This is a genomic window from Bacillus sp. I-2 (assembly GCF_001974945.1).
Taxonomy (GTDB): domain Bacteria; phylum Bacillota; class Bacilli; order Bacillales; family Bacillaceae; genus Bacillus; species Bacillus safensis.
On sequence record NZ_LZRW01000022.1, the window covers coordinates 176,284 to 197,076 of the forward strand.

Genomic DNA, 20,793 nt, shown 5'->3' on the forward strand with positions numbered 1-20,793 from the left:
ATCCTCCTAACGCTTACGCTTCTTGACCAACAGTTTCGTCTTCAATTCCTAACTCTTTTTTAATCCAATCATAGCCTTCTGCTTCTAGACGCTGCGCAAGTTCTGGTCCGCCAGATTTCACGATACGACCTTGCATCATGACATGAACATGATCTGGTGTGATGTAGTTCAGCAGACGCTGATAGTGAGTGATCATTAAGCAGCCGAAGCTTTCGCCGCGCATTTTATTAATTCCTTTAGAAACAACTTTCAGGGCATCGATATCAAGACCAGAATCGATTTCGTCAAGGATGGCGATCTTTGGTTCAATCATCATTAATTGAAGGATTTCGTTGCGTTTTTTCTCCCCGCCTGAGAAACCTTCGTTTAGGTAGCGCTGTGCCATATCTGGGTCCATTTCAAGGAACTCCATGTTTTCGTCCATTTTGCGGATGAATTTCATAAGAGAAATTTCATCGCCTTCTTCTCTGCGTGCGTTAATTGCAGAACGAAGGAAGTCAGCATTTGTAACACCGCTGATTTCAGATGGGTATTGCATCGCAAGGAAAAGACCAGCTTGAGCGCGCTCATCTACTTCCATTTCAAGGACATCTTCGCCATCAAGCAAGATGCTGCCTTTTGTTACTTCATATTTAGGGTGACCCATAATTGCAGCAGATAAAGTAGATTTACCTGTTCCGTTTGGTCCCATTACTGCGTGGAATTCTCCACCTTTTATCTCGAGGTTTACACCCTTTAAGATTTCTTTCCCTTCAATCTCAACGTGCAAGTCCTTAATTGTTAATGTCGAAGCAGTCATATATCGATACCTCCAAAATAATCATTATTCTCAATTTATTCTCATTCTAATTTTATAACAAATTAAAACTGAATACAACACATTCACGATAAGCGTGAGAGGATGCTCTCAAAATTCTAACAAAAAAAGCAGGTAGATAAAAGGATTTATGTCGAAAAGACTGTTTTCATAAAGAAAGGGCGGGAAACTGTTCTCCCCGCCCCTCAGCTATTATTAGCCTCGTATATTCATTTTTGCGAGCTGTCTTTTCTCATCTCGATAGGACTGCTCTCGTTTATATTCCACTTTCATCCGTAAGTCATGGTCTCTTTCGTACTCTGCATAGCTCATGCCATGAGCTTGATGCATGGCCTTTTCCATCTCGGCGGTATAATCCAATCCTAGTGTACTATGGTCCGAACAAATAATAAACCATTCCCTTCCTTGAGTGTAGCTTTATTGTAGCAAACGTATGCGTCTTCACTCAAAAGGGATATGACACCCTATGCTGGCATATTTTCTCACACAATCGGATGAGAAGCGCTCAACTCCCTGAGATGGAAAAATACCGTGTTTTGCTTCCCTTAATGCGTCTGTCCTCCAAATTCATCAATACATTGCTGAACGACAGTGATTCCTTGGCTTAGTGCTGCTCCTCCGCCAAAAGCTGCCGCCACGCTGACAACCTCCAGCAAATTCTCTTCTGTCGCCCCTTGATCGAGCGCTCCTTTTGTATGATAAATCATGCAGTATTCATCCTGCGCATGAATACTGATGCCAAGGGCAATCATTTGTTTTTCTTTTTGCGTTAATGAATCGCTCTGGAAGCACTGCTCCGTAAATTCATTGAATTTCTTACCAAACACTGGCATTTTCTTCTGGAATTCACCCATTGCGGTTTTATAATCAGTCAGTGATTGCTGCATGGATCCGCTCATATGCTGTTCATTCATCTTGATTCCATCCCTTCAGGTCATTTGTACGTTTTTATTATGAGCGAGATTTGAAAAAATACACAAAAAACCTCGCTTTGATGAAAGCGAGGTTGCAGATTATTGACAAAGGGCTAAAATGATCTTTATTTTAGCCCTTTGTCTTCTTTTTTCAGCGTGATAGAAAACCTTTGCAGTCTAGGAAGGACGAGTACCGGAGCGGAGCGAATTGAACATTCGTGAGCACCGGCACGCAGACCTGACACCGAATGCGAGGGTTTGTCTACACGTTGAAACCTCGCTTTGATAGAAGCGAGGTTAAAATGTTGTTATTCAGATACAGGCAATACTGCACCGTCATATTTTTTGTCGATGAATTCTTTGATTTTATCAGAGTGAAGAACTTCCATTAATGTCTTGATCTTATCTGATTTTTCGTCACCTTTGCGAACCGCAACGATGTTTGCATATGGGTTGTTCTTTGTTTGCTCAAGTTCGATTGAATCTTTTTTCGGATTCAATTTATTTTGGATCGCATAGTTGACGTTGATGAATACAGCATCGCCTTCACTGTTTTCATAAGCTTTCGCCGTTAATTCAGGCGCGATTTTTTTGAATTTTAGGTTCTTTGGGTTTTCTTTAATGTTCTTTACTGTTGCGTTAATTGTATCAACCTTCGGATCAAGCTTGATGACACCAGCATTTTGCAGCAGGGCAAGCATACGGCCTTGCTCAGCTACGTTGTTTGTCATGATGATTGTGCCGCCGTTTGGAATATCTTTTACGGATTTGTATTTCTTAGAGTAGATACCGAAAGGCTCAAGGTGAACCGCACCAGCACTCACTAGGTTATAATCTTTGTTTGATTTATTTTCTTCGTTTAAGTAAGGGATATGTTGGAAAAAGTTCGCATCCACTTCTTTTTCAGCTAACGCTTTGTTGTACATTTTATAATCGCTAAGCACTTTCACTTTTAAATCGTAGCCTTTTTCTTTTAGAAGTGGTTTTGCTTCTTCAAGAATTTCGGCATGCGGCGTTTTTGAAGCGGCAACCGTAATGGTTTTGCTTTCACTTGCGTTATTAGATGAACCGCACGCAGCTAAAATACCTGCAAATGCTAGAAATAGTGCACTTAAAATCAATTTCTTCATGAATAAATCCTCCCTTAACGTTTATCAATTTTATTTGTAATCAAATCACCGATTATTTGAATAATAAAGACGATGATGAGAATAAACACAGTAGCTACAAGTGTGACATCTGTATTACCAGATTGGTATCCTTCCACATAGGCGAGGTCACCAAGTCCGCCTGCTCCAATTGCACCTGCAATCGCAGTAGAGCCAATTAGAGCAATCGCTGTTACGGTAATACCTGAAATAAGGGCTGGCAATGATTCTGGCAGCAATACTTTGAAAATGATTGTCGACGTTTTTGCTCCCATTGATCGTGCTGCTTCAATGACTCCTTTGTCTACCTCACGCAGTGCAATTTCGACAAGACGTGCATAGAATGGAGCTGACCCTATGACAAGGGCAGGGAGTGCTGCATTTGGGCCAAGAATCGTATGCATTAAGAATTTCGTAAACCCTAGTAATAAAATAATTAAAATGATAAAAGGAATCGATCTGAAAATATTGACGACAGCGCCGATGACAGCATTTATCGGTTTATTTTCCCAAAGACCGCCTTTTCCTGTAAGGAAGAGCAGGAGCCCTAAGATAATCCCGATTGCAAAAGCAAATGCCAATGAAATCAGTGTCATATATACCGTTTCACCTGTTGCACTCCAGATGACATCTAAATCAACGTTCGGAAACCATTTCTCAAACATGTGTCATCACCTCGATTTCAACCTGTTTGCTTTGGATATAGGCGATGGCTTTTTCTACCTCGGCCTCTTCTCCATTAATGTGGATAAAGAGTGTTCCAAACGCGCCTTCCTGCGTTTGAGAAATCTTCCCTTGAAGGATGTTCACATCGACGTTGAAGGATCGAATGATTTCAGTGATCAGCGGCTGCTCGGCAGAATCTCCAATAAAGGACAACCGTACGACCTGACCTTCTTTTACTCGTTCTAAGACGTGCTCGATTGTTTCTTTCGCTTCCTCTGGTTCTGCAAGCTGTTTCACAAATCGTTTCGTCATTTCTTCCTTTGGCTGTCTGAAGACGCGTAATACTTCGCCTTCTTCGACAATGCGTCCATTTTCCATGACCGCAACGCGATGACAAATTTTGCGAATGACGTGCATTTCATGTGTAATGAGCACAATCGTGAGCCCTAACCGTTTATTGATATCCGCCAAAAGCTCAAGGATCGAATCAGTCGTTTGCGGATCTAGCGCAGATGTCGCTTCGTCACATAGAAGAACCTTTGGATCATTCGCTAATGCTCTCGCAATGCCGACACGCTGTTTTTGCCCGCCGCTCAGCTGAGACGGGTATGCATTTTCTTTTCCTTCTAAACCGACCAATTTAATCAGTTCATTCGCACGCTCTCTCCGTTTCGATGTCGGTACACCTGCGATCTCAAGCGGGAACATAATGTTTTGTCTCACCGTTCTTGACCAAAGTAAATTAAAGTGCTGGAAGATCATGCTGATTTCTTGTCTTGCTTTCCGAAGTTTCGCATTCGATACTTCATTGATCCGGTTGCCTGCCACTTCAACAATTCCTTCTGTTGGCAGCTCCAGACCGTTTAATAGGCGAATAAGCGAGCTTTTCCCTGCACCGCTATACCCGATAATTCCGAATATTTCACCTTTATCAATATCCAAGTTGACGTCTTTCACGGCATCAACATTTCCGCTTTTTGAATGGTACGTTTTTGATACATTCTGTAAATGGATCACAGTCTGATCACCTGCTTTCTTGCTGAATCTATAGGTTTCCATCACATACGTTATTTATTCTTCTTTCTGTCATGACTCTAGCCTGGCGCCAGGTCAGTAAAAAAGACCTAACTGCAACGCAAGCAGAAAGGCCTTTTATGTCAATTACGCCTTTCTCTCATCTTTCAAAGCGCTGCGGCTTTGAGTGAATTGGCACCAATTTCAGCTATGCTGACGGTTGCCGGGTTTCATAGGGCACGTCCCTCCACCTCTCTTAATAAGAGAAAATATGTTGTTTTATGTGATGTTCATGTTTTTACTAACGTAGAATATCATGCTACCCGAGATATGTCAACGCTGTAAATCGCTAATTTCCAAGTAAACAACTACGTTATCATTTTTCGAAAAAAACCGTTCGTCAGCCAAAGCACTGCCTCTAGTCTAAGGAGCGCACGGAATGACCCTTTCACTTTGACTTGTCCTCTGCTGATTAACTGCTGTAAGGACATATCTCCATCTAATAATTGAAGAATTTCTTTCCTCTCACCATAAAAGATGAGATCCGATAACTCAATTGCAGGTAGTTTCTTCACTTCACCACGTTCATCCACAATCAATGTACAAGAGTCAGTTTCCGCCTCAAATGTAATCTTCAAGGATGATGATGAGAGCAGCGGCTTTAATAATAAACGCTGCCCTGTGTTACCATGGGCTTTCACATTTTCCACATGTATAACCTCCCTGTCATTTGGTTATACATAACATTTCTCTACAAACATCGGCTTGTCCTTTATAAATAACTCGACAAATTTTCAAATGAATTTCTTGAAATATGACAAAAAACCGCTTTATTTAGCGGTTTCAATCATTTCATGAAGATATGGAACTGAGTGAAAGGCATAGCCTTTTTGCACCAATTCACCTTTTTTAAACAGGAGAAAGCAAGGAACACTCTCAATTTCAAATGCTTTCGCAAAGCCTGGTGAATAGTTTAAATTGTTTTCGTAAAATGGTACATCCGGCTGCATGGCGTCTACGACTGCCAGCATTTTCTTTGCCAGCTGGCATGTTCCGCAAAACGGTGTATATAAGTATAAAAGAAATAAATCGTCCTCTATCTCCTTGAATTCGTGTTCTTCAATCTCTTTCATATACGTCCACCCTCATAAATATTTCGAATGAACATCAATGTTTGCAGCTAATAGGATAGATGCAATGTGGGCTGACGGTGAAGCGGCCACTTCGCGGTACGTTCTGTCGACAAAAAGATGAAGTGCTTCAGGGAATTCTTTTCGAAATTGCTTCCGCAGTTTGTCGCCTGCATCGTCACTGTCAGCTAATATGTAAACGTCTTTCCCCACTAAATCGTCCACAAGCTGATCCAGCTTCGATGTACTGATCGTGCCATTGGTGCAAATGATGGTAACAGGTTCACTTATGACTTCTTTTAGCTTTTGTTTGTCTGTTTTACCTTCTACAATGATGACCTTTTCTATCTCGACATTCATCACGATCACCCGGCCCTTTTGACGTTGATTCACTTCTTCCTTAGATTACAATCTTTCATTCAGGTTGTAAAGATTGAGCGCCTCGTCATCAAAAAGACTGCAGCTTCTGTTCACTGCAGTCTCATCTGTGATTAGCACCAGCCATTTTCATCGTCACAGTCAACATATTTTTCTGTCCCATCGGTCAATGTATCCGTTAAACGATAAAAACGATTTTGATCATAGGAATATCCCGATTTCAGCTCATATTGGTTTTCACTAATCATCGTGCCAATCTCTTCATTTTGATGATAAAGCACCATGCCGCTTTCTTTGAATCGTCCAGTGACATGCTCTGTTATATCCACGTGTTCTTTTTGAAAAGACAAATTGGACACCCCCCATAAAGGTAGAGTGTCCAATTTCTCATGAATTAGTCTTCTTTTGTCATTTCTTCATATTGCTCAGCCGTCATTAAGTTCTCAATTTCAGAAGCATCAGCTGGTTCTACCACGATCATCCATGCTTTTTCATATGGAGAGTCGTTGACGAATTCTGGGCTGTCATCCAGCTCATCGTTCACTTCAACGATAGTGCCATTGATCGGTGCATAAAGTTCAGAAACAGTTTTCACTGATTCTACACTTCCGAAAGGCTCGTCCGCTGTGATTTTGTCTCCTACTTCAGGAAGCTCAACGAACACGATATCGCCCAGCTCAGATTGAGCAAAATGCGTAATACCGATACGCACCTTATCTCCTTCTACTTTGACCCATTCATGTTCTTCTGAATAACGTAAATCTTTTGGTGTGCTCATTCAATACCCCTCCAGTCTTTTCTTACAATCTATATTGAAGATACCACAATCTGAATGAAAGTTACATCATTTCCAGACGCTTTTAAATGTATCTTCATTAAATCCTACCGTGACTCGTTTTCCGTCTGTTGTAATCGGGCGCTTGATCAGCATTCCGTTAGACGCGAGTAATTCTAGCTGCTCGTCCTCTGACATTGCAGGAAGTTGATCTTTCAGCTGCAGCTCCCGGTATTTTTGTCCGCTTGTATTAAAGAATTTCTTCAGCTCTAAACCGCTTTTTTCGTAAAGGGCTTTTAATGTTTCTTTATCAGGCGTCTCTTCGACAATATGTATGCTGTTGATGTCTTTATTGTGTGCTTCCAGCCACTTTTTTGCTTTTCGGCATGTACCGCAAGATGGGTATTCGTAAAAATCTAAAGCCACCATTTTCACCTCCTGCAAATTGTGACAACATTTTATCACAAAATATTTTAAAAACCTAAATGTATGCTTACAAAAAGGTGCGGAGTAATATCCGCACCTTTTAAGCCGTCCTTATACGATATATTTCTCTGCTTCAAAGATTCGTTTCGCCACTTCGCGCTTTTTGGCGATGACATTGATCGGCGTAAATCTTGTCAGCTTGCGAAGGGCTGACAGGCTCATGCGGAGTGAATCTCCTTCCTCCATCGCAATCAAGGATTCTTTTGCATGGGCTTCAATCTTTAAGAAAGCCTCCTGCGTGAAAATTTGTGTGTAAGCAAGCTTTTGTTCATTCTTTTCTGCCCCTGTTGCAGCGATTGCCTTTTCTGTGCGCAGAATCGCTGATTCAGCAGCAAAAATTTCATTGACGATATCGGCTATGTTCACAAGAATTTCTTGCTCTTTGTCTAAGGCTTTCCCGTATTTCATGGCTGCCATACCAGCCACCATTAAGGCGATCTTTTTCGCATGGGCGAGCAAATATTTTTCTTGATCGAGCGGCTGATCACCTGGCTCTTCCGGCATCATCATCATTAGCTCTTCCTGTAAGGTTTGCGCTTTTTGAAGCAGCGGAAGCTCTCCTTTCATCGCTTTCTTCAAGAATGTACCTGGTACAAGCAAACGGTTGATTTCGTTTGTCCCTTCAAAAATCCGGTTAATTCGCGAGTCGCGATAGGCTCTTTCGACCTCGTATTCTTGCATGAATCCATATCCGCCGTGAATCTGCACGCCTTCATCCACAATATAATCTAACGTTTCAGAGCCAAGCACTTTACAGAGAGAACATTCAATCGCATATTCCGCAATGGATTGGGCAATTTGTTTGCCGTCTTTTTGCTCTTCATCACTTAAGAGGCCCATCCGCTGTTCAAATAATCCAACCGTACGGTAAACAGCACTTTCCATCGCATAGAGCTTTGCTGACATATTGGCTGCTTTTTCACCAATTAAGCTGAATCGAGAAATTGGTGTTTTGAACTGCTTACGCTGGTTCGCATATTCTGCCGACAATTGAATGACGCGCTTTGATGCACCGATTGTGCCGACTGCCAGCTTATAGCGCCCAATATTCAAAATGTTAAACGCAATCACATGACCTCTGCCAGGTTCACCGAGCAAATTCTCCTTCGGTACTTGGGCATCTTCAAGAATCAATGTTCTTGTCGATGATCCTTTAATACCCATCTTTTTCTCTTCAGGCCCCGTTTTGACACCTGGAAAATCCTTTTCGACGATAAAAGCAGAGAAGTGTTCACCATCAATCTTCGCATACACAATAAAGACGTCGGCAAATGCGGAGTTTGTGATCCACTGCTTTTCTCCATTGAGGACATAATGGGTACCTGCTTCATTCAGAACTGCCGTTGTTTTTGCTCCAAGAGCGTCAGAGCCTGATCCTGGCTCAGTGAGTGCGTACGCCGCAATGGTTTCACCAGAGGCGAGTCCAGGCAGGTACGCTTCCTTTTGCGCTTGATTCCCGAAGAGCACGATCGGCAGAGAACCAATACCGACATGAGCACCATAGGAAAGTGAGAAGCTTCCTGCTCTAGCGAATTTTTCAGTAATGATCGCTGAACTGATTTTATCTAATCCAAGCCCGCCGAATTCCTCAGGCACATCGGCTCCAAGCAGCCCAAGCTCACCAGCCTTTTTGAGAAGCCTGACCGAATGCTCGAACTCATGGCTTTCAATTTGATCTATATGCGGAACTACATCTTGTAAAATATAATCCTCTGTTGTCTTTCCAATCATTTGATGTTCATCAGAGAAATCCTCCGGTGTAAAGATATGCTCATAATTCGTCTCATCAATTAAAAAGCTTCCACCCTTTTTTACATCTTCCAATGCTTTCATCCTGATTTCCCCCTTTAGATCAATTCAAAAATGCCTGCTGCTCCCATGCCCCCGCCGATACACATTGTGACAATGCCAAATTGCTCATTTCGCCGTTTCATTTCATGAATAAGTGACAGCGTTAGTTTCGTTCCTGTACAGCCGAGCGGATGTCCGAGCGCAATTGCCCCGCCATTGACATTCACCTTTTCCTCATCAATCCCTAAATGGCGAATGACTTGAATTGCCTGAGAAGCAAACGCTTCGTTTAATTCAAACAGACCAATATCCTTCAGCTCCAGTCCAGCGATTTTCAGCGCACGCGGAATGGCTTCAACCGGACCGATCCCCATCACTTCAGGCGGTACACCGCCAACCGCAAATGCTCTGAATTTAGCGAGCGGCTGAAGAGAAAGTGAGGAGGCTTTCTCGCGGTCCATCATCATCACACACGCAGCCCCGTCACTTGTTTGAGACGAGTTCCCTGCGGTCACCGTGCCTTTTGTTGAGAAGGCTGGACGCAAAGTAGACAGAATCTCCTCCGTTGTGCCTGCTCTCACACCTTCATCCTGTGAGAACGTGAATTGATGCTCTTCTAATTGATACTGCTCTCCTACCCGTCGCTCTGTTACATCAACGGGCACAATTTCATCTGAGAATTTCCCCTCTTGAAGTGCCTTTGCTGCCTTTTGATGACTCCTCACCGCAAAGGCGTCCTGATCTTGACGTGTGACCTGATACTTTTGCGCCACTTGCTCTGCCGTGTGCCCCATGCTCATGTAGTATTCAGGTGCTTGCTCTGCCAAGAGAGCATTTGGACGAATGGAATGACCCATCATCGGCACCTGCGACATCGATTCGACTCCTCCGGCTAAAATCGTGTCTGCCTGCCCGAGCATAATACGTTCACCCGCATAAGCGATAGATTGAAGACCAGACGAGCAGTAACGGTTTATGGTGATAGCAGGTACCGTATAAGGCAGTCCCGCTAATGCCCCAATATTCCGCGCCACATTTAACCCCTGCTCTGCTTCCGGCGTTGCACAGCCAATGATCAAATCATCTATTTGACCGTCGTATTCACCGGCACGCTTTAACGTTTCTTTTACACATAATGCGCCCATATCATCAGGCCGGACATGTTTTAACGATCCTTTTTTCGCCTTCCCTACTGGTGTTCTTGCGCCAGCGACAATGACTGCTTCTCTCATTTTGACTCCCCCTTAGTTACGTAAAGGTTTTCCTTTGACGAGCATGTGCTGCATACGTGCCTGTGATTTCACTTCTCCTACAAGACTTAAAAAGGCTTCTCTTTCAAGCTCTAATAAGTATTGCTCCTCTACCTCGGTTCCAAATGGCAGTTGCCCGCCGGAAATGACATGAGCTAATTTTTTTACAATGGTCATGTCATGCTCTGAAATGTATCCTGACAGTCTCATATTTTCAGCAGCCAAAATCATCGCTGCATAGCCTGTTTCTCCCATGACCGGCACCTTTTGCTTGAGCGGCGCACGATAACCGGCTTCATCAAGAGAGAGCACCAGTTGTTTTGCATCATAGATCAGGTGATCCCCGTTCATACTGATACGGTCACTCACGCGGAGCATGTTCATATCCCGCGCATCCTCAGCTGAAGTCGATACTTTTGCCATTGCAATTGTTTCAAATGTTTTCAGCGTGGCATCCTGTATAGCCGTCTGCGACGGCTTCGCTGATCCTTGCAGATGACGAAGATATAACTCTTTGTTTCCGCCGCCTCCTGGAATCAGACCAACTCCCGCTTCCACGAGTCCCATGTAAGTTTCGCTGGACGCCTGAATAGCTGCTGCCGGCAGACAAACTTCTGTTCCGCCTCCTAATGTCATCCCAAACGGTGCGGCTACGACTGGACGATTGCTATATTTCACCTTCATCATTGCCTGCTGGAAGCGTCTGATCACAAAGTCAATTTCAAAGAAATTGTCGTCCTGTGCTTCCATTAAAATCAAGGCAAGGTTTGCGCCAACACAGAAGTTCTTCCCTTGGTTTCCGATGACAAGTCCTTTATAATTCTTTTCCGTCTCATCAACAGCACGATTGATCATATCAATGACATCTAGTCCAATGGCATTGCTTTTAGAGTGAAATTCGAGCAAGGCGACATCATCACCAATATCGATCAGGCTCGCACCAGAATTTTTGAAGATAACGTCGTGTTTCTTTTTCAATCTAGCTATAGAAATATGTTTGTCGTTTCCTTTTTCCTGTTCATAAACGCCATTCTGATAAAAGGCTCGCTCTCCTTCAGCATTCTCTTGATAGAATGTCTCGTGTCCTTTTGACAGCATGTCTTGCACCCATGCTGGAATACTGTGGCCTTCTGCTTCCATGCGTTCGGCGGCTTTTTTGACACCTATTGCATCCCACAGCTCAAATGGGCCGTGCTGCCAGCCAAATCCCCATTTCATTGCGTTATCGATAGACTGAATATCATCCGCAATTTCACCTTTTAGATGAGCTGAATAAAGAAGTACGGGCGCTGTCATATTCCAAAGCAGTTGCCCTGCACGTCCATCCTGATAAATAAGCGCTTTCAACTTTGCTTTTGCACCCTTTTGCTGTTTCGCCATCTCAATACCTGGATCTTTTAGCTTTGTGCGTTCTCCATATGTGAGCGTCACAGGGTCAAGCTCTAAAATGACCTTCCCATTTTTTTGATAAAAACCTTGGCCTGCCTTGCTGCCAATCCATCCTTTTTCGAGCATTCTTTCAATAAACTCAGGCAGCTGAAAAATCTCTTTTTCCTTTCCTTCTACCTGTTCATATACGTTTCGTGCCACATGAGAAAACGTGTCGAGCCCCACGACATCCAGTGTACGGAAGGTCGCACTTTTCGGTCTTCCAATGAGGGGCCCTGTGACAGAATCCACTTCTCCAATGGTGTATTTGTTCTCAAGCATTTCACGCACTGTGACAAGAAGTCCATAAGTGCCAATGCGGTTTGCAATAAAGTTCGGTGTGTCCTTTGCTTCAACCACACCTTTCCCGAGTACATCCTCGCCAAACGTTTTCATAAATGACAGTACTTCTGGATCTGTTTCTTGAATAGGAATGATTTCTAAGAGCTTTAAATAACGAGCTGGGTTAAAAAAATGTGTGCCTAAAAAGTGGCGTTTAAAATCATCTGATCGGCCTTCTGCCATTTTTTCAACTGAAATACCGGATGTATTGCTTGATACGATGCTTCCTTCTTTGCGGTGTTCGTCGATGAGAGAGAATACGTGCTTTTTGATGCTGAGCTTTTCAGTGACGACTTCAATGATCCAGTCAGCATCGTGTAATAAGGAAAGGTGGTCTGTGAGATTTCCCGGTGTGATGTATGATAGGTTTTTTGCTGAAGTAAGAGGTGCTGGCTTTTGCTTTAACAATTTTTTCATCGCTTCTTGACTTAATCGATTCCGAACACTAGGGTGATCAAGCGTCCGCTTTTTCGCCGTTTCTTCCTTTGTCAGTTCATTTGGCACAATATCTAGCAGTGTAACTGGTATCCCAATATTGGCTAAATGTGCAGCAATGCCTGAGCCCATGACACCTGAACCAATGACAGCCGCCTTGCGAATATGTTTGCCCATAAATATCCCCCTAAACATTTTGAATGAACAGTCATTCATTTTTTGTCCAAAAAAAAGCAATGCCTCTTTCTTTATCTTAAAAGATTTTCCGAAACAGTTCAATAGCAGATTTCAAAAATTTACACATTCTCGTGTGCCTTATTTTGCGGCGTATGAATTAAAGATGAGAGGGAATTGTAAGAATGGAGGTGATGTCCACATGTCTCGTTTGAAGAAAAACCCATCGAAAGCAGGCGTTAGTGCTGCAAGTGTAAAAGGAAACGCAGGTCCATCACAGGAAGCAGACCTAGGCGGGAAAAAAACCAGTCAAAATCAGCAATATAAAAAGAATCAGTAAGGAAACAAATTCGTAAGGAGGAACACAAGTTGAACAATCAGCAAATGAATATGCCCCCAGAAGTCATTTCAGTGAAGGATTCCTTGTACTTAGAGGATATGCTCAACTGGAACTTGATCGCCATGAAAAAGGCTCATTTTATGGCCGAGCATTGCCAGGACCAAACATTGAAACAAGAATTAAATCAAGTTGGACAAATGCATCATCAGCATTACACACAAATTCTTCAGCATTTAGGCAGCTCAGGGCAAGGCCAGTCTACTGGCTTTATGCAATAGGAGGAAAAAACATGGAACAGCAAAACCAACAAAAAATTGGGAATCCACAAACTCCGGTTCCCACAACAACCAACATGAACGATCGTGATTTTGTCACAGATCTCTTATCGACTGAAAAATATATGACAAGCGGATACAACACAGCGCTCAATGAATTCAGTCATGAATCTCTTTATCAGGATATTCAGCGAATTGCACTGGAAACACAGAAAACACAAAGACATTTATATGATGTCATGTTCCGATATGGCTGGTATTCTGTTGAAGCCGCTGATCAGCAAAAGCTCCAGCAGGCACATCAGAAATTCCAGCAAACACTGACAGATCAATCCCCGTACGGATCATCACAAATGTCATAAGAAAAAAACTGCCAGTTGGAGCTGGCAGTCAATTGTTGACAAAGGGCTAAAATGATGTTGATTTTAGCCCTTTGTCTTCTTTTCAGCGTGATAGAAAATCTTTGCAGTCTAGGAAGGACAGCTACTTTTGCAGAGCGAATTGAACATTCGTGAGCACCAGCACGCAGGACTGACAAAGAATGCGAGGGTTTGTCTACACGCTACTGGCAGTTTTTTAACGGTCTTTATTGGCGCGGTGCGCTTCGTTCAACTGTTTGATTCGTTGAATCGTGTGTTTGATTTCTTTTTTTGCTTCTGGATACGTTTCATTAAAATGCTTTGCTAGCGGCGGCATGCTTTTTGCGATATGGGAGTAGATCACCCATTGTTTCACATCTTCTTTCAGCTCGTCTGTTGATTCACCGAGCAGCAGCTCTGTATATTTATCAAGCAAGCCTTCCAGCTTTTCATCTAATTCATTTCCCATTGATATTCCGCTCCTTTTTCAGAAAAAAGCCTGACTCTGTGAGATACAGATGTCAGGCTTTTGACATACGATTATCTTGCAGCAAGAAATGTTTCAGCTTGCGCTTGCTGCACAATACAGCGTCCTCTACCGTGCGGAATACATAATGGTGTTCCAAATAAAGGATCTGTTGTCACTTGGCAATTCATATCAAAGACATTTTTCACGAGATCACAATTAATCACTGTTTCTGGTCTGCCTTCTGCATAGATTGACTTGTCTTTAATCGCCACAAGATGATGAGCATATCTGCATGCGAGATTGAGATCATGAAGAACCATCACAATCGTGCGCTGCTCTTTCTCATTTAAATCAAACAGAAGGTCCAAAATTTCGATTTGATGCGTCATGTCTAAATATGTCGTCGGCTCATCTAACAAAATAATATCGGTCTCTTGTGCCAGCGTCATCGCAATCCATGCACGCTGCCTTTGTCCACCTGATAATGAATCAACGGTCCGATCAGCAAGATCTTCCATCTTTGTTGACTTTAATGCTCGGTTCACTGCTTCTTCATCTTGCTTCGACCACTGCTTCAGCCAATTTTGATAAGGATATCTGCCTTGCTTCACTAACTGATGCACAGTTAATCCTTCTGGCGCTTCTGGTCCTTGTGGAAGAATGGCGAGCTGTTTCGCTACTTCTTTTGTTGGTAATTTTGCAATGGAATGACCTTCAAGCAGGACAGAACCACCCATTGGCTTCATGAGACGGGCCAAAGAGCGAAGTAGTGTGGATTTACCGCATCCATTACTGCCAATAAATACTGTGATTTCACCCTTAGGGATTGATACATTTAGTTCATCGATGATCATTGTTTCTCCGTAGCCTAAGCTTAAACCTTCAGTAGAAATGGCACTCATTCCGCTCAAACGCTCCTTTTCTCATCCAAATTTTTATATGAAATATCGTCTATGTACAGACGTAAAAGATCACTTATCTCAATTTAGTGTATCAGATTTAAGTGATCTTGAAAATCATTTTCAATTAAAAAATGAGAAAGTCTCGTTTATTTCTTCCTTTGGAATGTACGTTTGGTCCCATCCTCGAGCTTCAGATCGATCTGAATGCGCTGATAATCATCATCTAAATTAAAAGCAGCTAATAGTTCATTTACATACGATTCATTGATCGTTGCACTAGGAATCGACATATCATTCAGCTTCATCTTCATCTCGCGCAAGGCTTCTTCCCCTTCATAGCGGACCCCATTCATATGATCACGAATGATTGCTTCCTCTTTGCCTCTTGCCTGACGGTAGGTCGCTTCGTATAATTCGTTTTTCTGTCCATATTGGACAAGCAGATGCACATGCTGAAATGGCAGTTCCTTCATTTGAACAGCTGATAGACTTTCTGCTTCTGCTTCATGTGTTTGTTGTAACGGTTCAACTGATTGACAGCCGGACAGCATAAAGAGCAGCACTCCTATTCGTCCCGCCTTCTTCCAACACATCATGTGTTTCCTCCTATTTCACAGCATCGCTTTTTATTCTTCTCCAGGCTCCTTTTTGTTATTCAATAAAACAGCGCACTATGATAAATTGAAACAAAAAGGAGAATGGGATGATGAAAAGAACAGCCATTGTAACTGGTGCCAATAGCGGCTTTGGCAAGCTCATCACGATGCGTCTCGCCAAGCGGGGCTATACAGTGATTGCCGGCGTCAGACAGGAAACCAATGCCAAAAAGCTCGCTGAAGAAATCGAGCAAGCCTCTTTATCTGGCATGATACATATTGAAGCGTTAGATGTGACCGATACGCAGTCGATTCAAGCATTTCAGAAGAATCTTCATGCTTATGCACCCATTACACTGCTTGTGAACAATGCGGGAACAGCCTTTGCTGGTTTTGCAGAGGAGATTCCTGTCGACACGTACCGCCAACAATTTGAAGTGAATGTCTTCGGTGTGATGGAAATGACCCAAGCCGTGCTGCCGTTTATGACGAGTGGTGCAAAGATTTTCAATATGAGCAGTATCAGCGGATTGATGGGAATGCCTGCACTTTCTCCATATGTATCATCTAAGTTTGCGTTGGAAGGCTATACAGAAAGCTTGCGGATTGAACTGGCTTCGTTCGGTATACAGGCGGCCTTGATCGAGCCGGGCTCTTTCCAAACGAATATTTGGAACACCTCCATGAACGAGCAAATGATTCAGCCAGCAGAAGGATCGAAATACACAAAACTCTATCAAAAGATGATGGCCCATATTGATGCCCAGAAATCCAACTATGGAGATCCTCGTGAAGTGGCGGAGCTTGTTGTACGATTAGCTGAAAAGAAGCGGCTGAAACGGTTGAGATATCTTGTTGGAAAAGGCGTACGGCTTTCATTCACAGCAAAGCAGCTTCTGCCTTGGAACATGTGGGAACAGATCATACTACGTACACTCTCTTCAAAAAAATAAGCACAAAAAAACAGGCGGATATGTTGACATCCACCTGTTTTTCATTTATTCGCTATCTGACTGTCCAAGGGTAATATCTAGATTTTTATTCTTTCCTTCACGGATGACAGTCATTGTGGTTTTATCGCCGACTTTTGTTTCTTTGTAAAGAATTTCTTTCAGCTGAGAGCTGTTCACTACGTCTTTCCCTTTGAACTTGATGATGACATCTCCAGATTTCAAGCCTGCTTTTTGTGCAGGTGAACCTTTTGAAACATCCTTTACGTAAATGCCTTTGCCGATTTGTTTATCAAATAAGCCGAGCGTATTTTCCTGATACGTCTCAGGCACTTGCTCAAGGTCAATCATTTGTACGCCAAGGTATGGACGTTCGACTTTTCCATTTTTCAACAGCTCATCTACAATCGGTTTGACATCGTTACTTGGGATCGCAAATCCGAGTGATTCCACACCGCTTTCGCTGATTTTCAAGCTGTTGATGCCAATGACTTGACCATCAGTATTGATAAGGGGCCCCCCGCTGTTTCCTGGGTTAATGGCTGCATCTGTTTGCAGCACATTCATCTCCACCGTACCAGATGACGTATTTGCTTCTACGGTACGATCAAGACCACTAATAATTCCTTCTGTCACAGTACCCGAGAACTGTGCACCGAGCGGATTCCCAATGGCAATGACTTTATCTCCAGCACGAAGCTTAGAAGAATCACCAAAGCTCGCCACTTTATCAATGCCGTCTGCGTTCATTTCAACAACGGCTAAATCGGTCATGACATCACTGCCGACAAGCTTTGCGTCTTTCGTTTTTCCATCATAAAGGGTGACCTTGATTTTATTGGCACCTTCGACAACATGGTTATTTGTAATAATGTACGCTTTTTTGCCATCTTTTTTGAAGATGACACCAGAGCCTGTTCCAGCTTCAGCTTCTGTTTGATCACCGCTCAGGCCAAACGAATTTTGTGTAGATTGATAGTTTGAGACCCCAACAATGGTGGGCTCTAAATCTTCTACCATATCAGCCACATTTGTGGCATTGGTGATTTGTTTTGTCGAGAAATTATCTGAGACTGCCGGCTCGGTTGATGCGGTCTGCGTTTGCGTGTTGGCAGCTGTATCCTGTGACTGCGGCAAAAGCGGTGTAATGCCAAGTACAAGACCCCCGCCAATAATTCCTCCAAGAATCGGGCTCAGCCATGCCGCCTTCCGCTTTTTCTCTTTTTTCGACGCACGGTCATCCACCATTTGAGGAGAATGATTTGTCACACTCTCCTGAGTGGCAGATGCTTCGTTTTCATGCTGGTGGAAAACAAGTTCCTTCTCTTTTTTTGGTGCGTCTATTTGATTCTCATTCTCTGGATAGGTATCTTTTTGCTGATTCATTTCATTGTCTTGATTTTCTGGATGATTCATCTTATTCTCTTCATCTTCTCTTCGGAAATCCATCGCTTGCACTCCTTTACATCATGTTTCATTCATATGTCTAGATAGGACTTCAGGTCCTCTTAATGGAAAGATCATTGAAAAATACTTTATGGCAATATGTCAAATTATATAATACTTATTCATAGAAAAAAAGCAAGGTGCGCACATTGATGAAAAGCACCTATTCATCCGCCTTTTGTCTATGCCCTTTTTTCCCTTGACCTTATCATAATCAAACATTATGGGATAATGATGAGAAGAATATGTGAAATTGTGAAAAAAGCGTGTGATTGTTGACATGCCGCCTTCGTATCCCGTTATAATGACGTTGAGAGGATGTGGAAGACTTTGTCGTACACCATTTATTTAGTTGAAGATGAACAAAACTTAAATGAACTGTTAACCAAATATTTAGAGAGTGAAGATTGGAATGTCTCCTCTTTTTTAACTGGAGAAGCGGCACGCGAGGCCATGAACAAGCCGCCGCATCTATGGATTTTAGATATCATGCTGCCTGATACAGACGGCTATACCCTCATTAAAGAAATTAAAGCCGCATCACCTGACGTACCGGTCATTTTCATTTCAGCCCGTGATGCAGATATCGACCGTGTCCTCGGTTTAGAGCTGGGAAGCAGTGATTATATCGCAAAGCCGTTTCTTCCGCGTGAGCTGATCATTCGGGTTCAAAAGCTGCTGGAGCTTGTGTATAAAAACAGCGATACCCCGCAGCAGCAAAGCGTCACTTCAGTTTCTTCTTATATCATTCATGAGGATGTAAGAGAGGTCTATGAAGAAGGGCAGCTCATTAACTTAACTTCTAAGGAATTTGACTTGCTGCTTTTATTTACACATCACCAGGGACATGCTTTTTCGCGTGAAGATATCCTCGTCAAGATTTGGGGACACGATTACTTCGGGACAGATCGTGTGGTGGATGACCTTGTCAGACGGCTGCGCAAAAAAATGCCCGACTTAAAGGTCGAGACCATCTATGGATTTGGCTATAGGATGCTTAAAGGATGAAGAACAAACCGCTCGCTTTTCAAATTTGGGTTGTGATCTCTGGCATTTTGCTCACCATTTCCATTGTCCTGATTATTCTATTTTCCAATACATTACGTGACTTCTTCACAAATGAAATTTATAAAAATATCGAAAATGAACAGCAAGTGCTGACAGAATATCCATTGAACCGAGACGGCTCGCCAAAGTCGACACCGGAAAACCGCTCCGTGCAGCACATTTTGATCCCGTCAGATGAATTAGATCAAATGGCGCAGTTTTTTCCGCATGCCTTTATTGAGAAAATCCAATCGTTTGTGAAAAAACAGAAAAGCGCAACGAAACGGTATTCTGAAGAGGTGAACGGCCAGCATATCTTTTTTGTCATCAAAAAAGTATCATCAGGCAATACACAATATATTCTTCTGTCCTATGCACCAGATTCTTATCGAGACGACCTGTCCTTTACGCTGTTTAAACAGCTGATCTTTATCTTAGGCACTGTTATTTTACTAAGCTGGATTCCATCGATTTGGCTTGCCCGCTATCTATCCCGACCAATCGTTGCGTTTGAAAAGCACGTCAAACGGATTGCCCAAGAGGACTGGGACGACCCTGTCATCGTTGACCGGCAAGATGAAATTGGCAAACTTGGTCATACCATTGAAGAAATGAGACAAAAACTCATTCAAAAAGATGAAACAGAACGGACACTTTTGCAGAATATTTCACATGACTTAAAGACACCTGTCATGGTCATCCGCGGCTACACGCAGTCCATTAAAGATGGTATTTTTCCTAAGGGAGATCTTGAACAAACGGTGGAAGTCATTGAAGGTGAAGCGGAAAAGCTTGAGAAGAAAATCAAGGATCTGCTGTACTTAACAAAGCTTGATTATTTATCTAAACAACATCCCGCACATTCTTCCTTCCTACTCAGTAATACGATGCTGGAAGTGGTCGACCGAATACGCTGGTCGAAAAATGAATTGCAGTGGAACGTGGACTTAGATGATGAGGCTGCTCTTGAAGGCGATCCAGAACAATGGAGCAAATTATTTGAGAATGTACTAGAAAATCAACTTCGCTACGCAAAAAGTAAGATTGATATTCAGATGAAACAAGAAGAGGATCAAATCCGCATTGTCATTCGTAATGACGGTCCTCCAATTGAAGAACATATGCTGTCCAACCTATACGAGCCTTTTAGTAAGGGAAAAAAGGGCGAATTCGGTATTGGATTAAGCATTGTCAAAAGAATACTTTCAATGCATCAAGCGTCCATATCTATTGAAAATGATGATCTAGGTGTACGCTATACAATTATGGTTCCAAAGAAGAGACTGTAGGTTTTTGACCGCAGTCTTTTTTAGATGAATGAATACCCATTGAAATCACGGTATGTGGCTTTGATCTTTTTGCCAGCTTGATACATCCATTTCTTTTCAATGGTTGTCTCTTTCGGCATTTTGACTTTTTCTACTTGAATCCCTTTTGTTCGCAGGCGTCTAATCATATCATCGATTTCTCTCATGGAACATCATCCTTTCACATATTTTGACCAGTTGGTCACCTTACTTTATAATATAAAGAATTACACTGTAAAAAACAAGTTACAATCTGATTAATTTTTGAAAACTTTCGTCGTTTATGACCGATAAGTCACATCTCTTTGCGTACGTTTCCTATGACATTTGTCTCTCGGTAAGAAAGGATGACAT

At 42.6% G+C, this 20,793-nt stretch carries 26 protein-coding genes and 1 riboswitch; of the genes, 6 read left to right on the forward strand and 20 right to left on the reverse strand.

Annotated elements, in window-relative coordinates:
* Window positions 1-13 precede the first annotated feature (13 nt).
* From sufC to BAE31_RS07295, 15 genes are all read right to left on the reverse strand, one after another.
* Entirely contained in the window at window positions 14-799 is a 786-nt protein-coding gene (gene sufC / locus BAE31_RS07230) for a Fe-S cluster assembly ATPase SufC (RefSeq protein WP_007500355.1), read from the reverse strand.
* Window positions 800-1,012: 213 nt separating this feature from the next.
* Window positions 1,013-1,147, reverse strand: a complete 135-nt coding sequence (locus BAE31_RS20025; RefSeq protein ID WP_254965641.1) for a YuzK family famiily protein — start codon at window positions 1,145-1,147, stop codon at window positions 1,013-1,015.
* A gap of 215 nt (window positions 1,148-1,362) precedes the next feature.
* Window positions 1,363-1,731, reverse strand: coding sequence for a carboxymuconolactone decarboxylase family protein (locus tag BAE31_RS07235; RefSeq protein ID WP_003212803.1), 369 nt, complete (start codon window positions 1,729-1,731; stop codon window positions 1,363-1,365).
* Between the two features lie 308 nt (window positions 1,732-2,039).
* A complete protein-coding gene (gene metQ / locus BAE31_RS07240) occupies window positions 2,040-2,861 on the reverse strand; it encodes a methionine ABC transporter substrate-binding lipoprotein MetQ (protein ID WP_024426003.1) in 822 nt (273 codons plus the stop codon).
* Between the two features lie 14 nt (window positions 2,862-2,875).
* Window positions 2,876-3,544, reverse strand: a complete 669-nt coding sequence (locus tag BAE31_RS07245; RefSeq protein WP_024423401.1) for a methionine ABC transporter permease — start codon at window positions 3,542-3,544, stop codon at window positions 2,876-2,878.
* Window positions 3,537-4,562, reverse strand: coding sequence for a methionine ABC transporter ATP-binding protein (locus tag BAE31_RS07250; RefSeq protein WP_076840243.1), 1,026 nt, complete (start codon window positions 4,560-4,562; stop codon window positions 3,537-3,539). The genes BAE31_RS07245 and BAE31_RS07250 overlap by 8 nt, the downstream gene beginning before the upstream one ends.
* Window positions 4,563-4,716: 154 nt before the next feature.
* A riboswitch (SAM riboswitch) is annotated at window positions 4,717-4,825 on the reverse strand.
* 102 nt (window positions 4,826-4,927) lie between these two features.
* Window positions 4,928-5,269, reverse strand: coding sequence for an SCP2 sterol-binding domain-containing protein (locus BAE31_RS07255; protein WP_024423403.1), 342 nt, complete (start codon window positions 5,267-5,269; stop codon window positions 4,928-4,930).
* 120 nt (window positions 5,270-5,389) lie between these two features.
* Complete coding sequence (locus tag BAE31_RS07260; protein ID WP_024426005.1) at window positions 5,390-5,692, reverse strand: thioredoxin family protein; 303 nt, start codon at window positions 5,690-5,692, stop codon at window positions 5,390-5,392.
* A 12-nt stretch (window positions 5,693-5,704) separates the two neighbouring features.
* Window positions 5,705-6,049: a toprim domain-containing protein gene (locus BAE31_RS07265; protein WP_024423404.1), complete on the reverse strand. Its 345-nt coding sequence runs from the start codon at window positions 6,047-6,049 to the stop codon at window positions 5,705-5,707.
* Window positions 6,050-6,180: 131 nt separating this feature from the next.
* Window positions 6,181-6,417, reverse strand: coding sequence for a YusG family protein (locus BAE31_RS07270; protein WP_024423405.1), 237 nt, complete (start codon window positions 6,415-6,417; stop codon window positions 6,181-6,183).
* A gap of 44 nt (window positions 6,418-6,461) precedes the next feature.
* Window positions 6,462-6,845, reverse strand: coding sequence for a glycine cleavage system protein GcvH (gcvH, locus tag BAE31_RS07275; protein WP_008347039.1), 384 nt, complete (start codon window positions 6,843-6,845; stop codon window positions 6,462-6,464).
* A gap of 66 nt (window positions 6,846-6,911) precedes the next feature.
* A complete protein-coding gene (locus BAE31_RS07280) occupies window positions 6,912-7,268 on the reverse strand; it encodes an arsenate reductase family protein (RefSeq protein ID WP_024423406.1) in 357 nt (118 codons plus the stop codon).
* Between the two features lie 111 nt (window positions 7,269-7,379).
* Complete coding sequence (locus BAE31_RS07285; RefSeq protein ID WP_076839975.1) at window positions 7,380-9,161, reverse strand: acyl-CoA dehydrogenase family protein; 1,782 nt, start codon at window positions 9,159-9,161, stop codon at window positions 7,380-7,382.
* 14 nt (window positions 9,162-9,175) lie between these two features.
* Window positions 9,176-10,351, reverse strand: coding sequence for an acetyl-CoA C-acetyltransferase (locus BAE31_RS07290; protein WP_024426007.1), 1,176 nt, complete (start codon window positions 10,349-10,351; stop codon window positions 9,176-9,178).
* 12 nt (window positions 10,352-10,363) lie between these two features.
* On the reverse strand, window positions 10,364-12,751 hold the full coding sequence (locus BAE31_RS07295; protein WP_076839976.1) for a 3-hydroxyacyl-CoA dehydrogenase/enoyl-CoA hydratase family protein: 2,388 nt from the start codon (window positions 12,749-12,751) through the stop codon (window positions 10,364-10,366).
* Between the two features lie 199 nt (window positions 12,752-12,950).
* On the opposite strand from BAE31_RS07295, the gene BAE31_RS07300 reads away from it, so the two are divergent.
* From BAE31_RS07300 to BAE31_RS07310, 3 genes are read left to right on the forward strand one after another with little or no spacing between them, the layout of a single operon-like run.
* Complete coding sequence (locus tag BAE31_RS07300; RefSeq protein WP_003212904.1) at window positions 12,951-13,088, forward strand: YuzL family protein; 138 nt, start codon at window positions 12,951-12,953, stop codon at window positions 13,086-13,088.
* 44 nt (window positions 13,089-13,132) lie between these two features.
* Window positions 13,133-13,366, forward strand: coding sequence for a hypothetical protein (locus BAE31_RS07305; RefSeq protein ID WP_224426662.1), 234 nt, complete (start codon window positions 13,133-13,135; stop codon window positions 13,364-13,366).
* A gap of 11 nt (window positions 13,367-13,377) precedes the next feature.
* Window positions 13,378-13,725: a spore coat protein gene (locus tag BAE31_RS07310; RefSeq protein WP_024423410.1), complete on the forward strand. Its 348-nt coding sequence runs from the start codon at window positions 13,378-13,380 to the stop codon at window positions 13,723-13,725.
* 214 nt (window positions 13,726-13,939) lie between these two features.
* On the opposite strand, the gene BAE31_RS07320 is transcribed toward BAE31_RS07310, so the two are convergent.
* The 3 genes from BAE31_RS07320 to BAE31_RS07330 form a co-directional block, all read right to left on the reverse strand.
* On the reverse strand, window positions 13,940-14,191 hold the full coding sequence (locus BAE31_RS07320; RefSeq protein ID WP_041107719.1) for a YusU family protein: 252 nt from the start codon (window positions 14,189-14,191) through the stop codon (window positions 13,940-13,942).
* Window positions 14,192-14,262: 71 nt separating this feature from the next.
* Window positions 14,263-15,093: an ABC transporter ATP-binding protein gene (locus BAE31_RS07325; protein WP_008347057.1), complete on the reverse strand. Its 831-nt coding sequence runs from the start codon at window positions 15,091-15,093 to the stop codon at window positions 14,263-14,265.
* A 146-nt stretch (window positions 15,094-15,239) separates the two neighbouring features.
* The gene (locus BAE31_RS07330) at window positions 15,240-15,686 is read right to left on the reverse strand and encodes a YusW family protein (protein WP_170871283.1); all 447 of its coding nucleotides are present in this window, start codon (window positions 15,684-15,686) and stop codon (window positions 15,240-15,242) included.
* A 113-nt stretch (window positions 15,687-15,799) separates the two neighbouring features.
* On the opposite strand from BAE31_RS07330, the gene BAE31_RS07335 reads away from it, so the two are divergent.
* Window positions 15,800-16,642: an oxidoreductase gene (locus BAE31_RS07335; protein WP_080769515.1), complete on the forward strand. Its 843-nt coding sequence runs from the start codon at window positions 15,800-15,802 to the stop codon at window positions 16,640-16,642.
* A 45-nt stretch (window positions 16,643-16,687) separates the two neighbouring features.
* Here the strand turns inward: BAE31_RS07335 and BAE31_RS07340 are convergent, their stop codons facing one another.
* Window positions 16,688-18,088, reverse strand: a complete 1,401-nt coding sequence (locus BAE31_RS07340) for a S1C family serine protease (RefSeq protein WP_076839979.1) — start codon at window positions 18,086-18,088, stop codon at window positions 16,688-16,690.
* A 327-nt stretch (window positions 18,089-18,415) separates the two neighbouring features.
* On the opposite strand from BAE31_RS07340, the gene BAE31_RS07345 reads away from it, so the two are divergent.
* Window positions 18,416-19,093: a response regulator transcription factor gene (locus BAE31_RS07345; RefSeq protein WP_076839980.1), complete on the forward strand. Its 678-nt coding sequence runs from the start codon at window positions 18,416-18,418 to the stop codon at window positions 19,091-19,093.
* Window positions 19,090-20,421 carry a HAMP domain-containing sensor histidine kinase gene (locus BAE31_RS07350; protein ID WP_034280863.1) on the forward strand — a complete coding sequence of 444 codons (1,332 nt, stop codon included), beginning with the start codon at window positions 19,090-19,092 and terminating at the stop codon, window positions 20,419-20,421. The genes BAE31_RS07345 and BAE31_RS07350 overlap by 4 nt, the downstream gene beginning before the upstream one ends.
* A gap of 20 nt (window positions 20,422-20,441) precedes the next feature.
* Here BAE31_RS07350 and spxO read toward each other — a convergent pair whose 3' ends face one another.
* On the reverse strand, window positions 20,442-20,606 hold the full coding sequence (gene spxO / locus BAE31_RS19620; protein WP_003212782.1) for an anti-adapter protein SpxO: 165 nt from the start codon (window positions 20,604-20,606) through the stop codon (window positions 20,442-20,444).
* Window positions 20,607-20,793 lie beyond the last annotated feature (187 nt).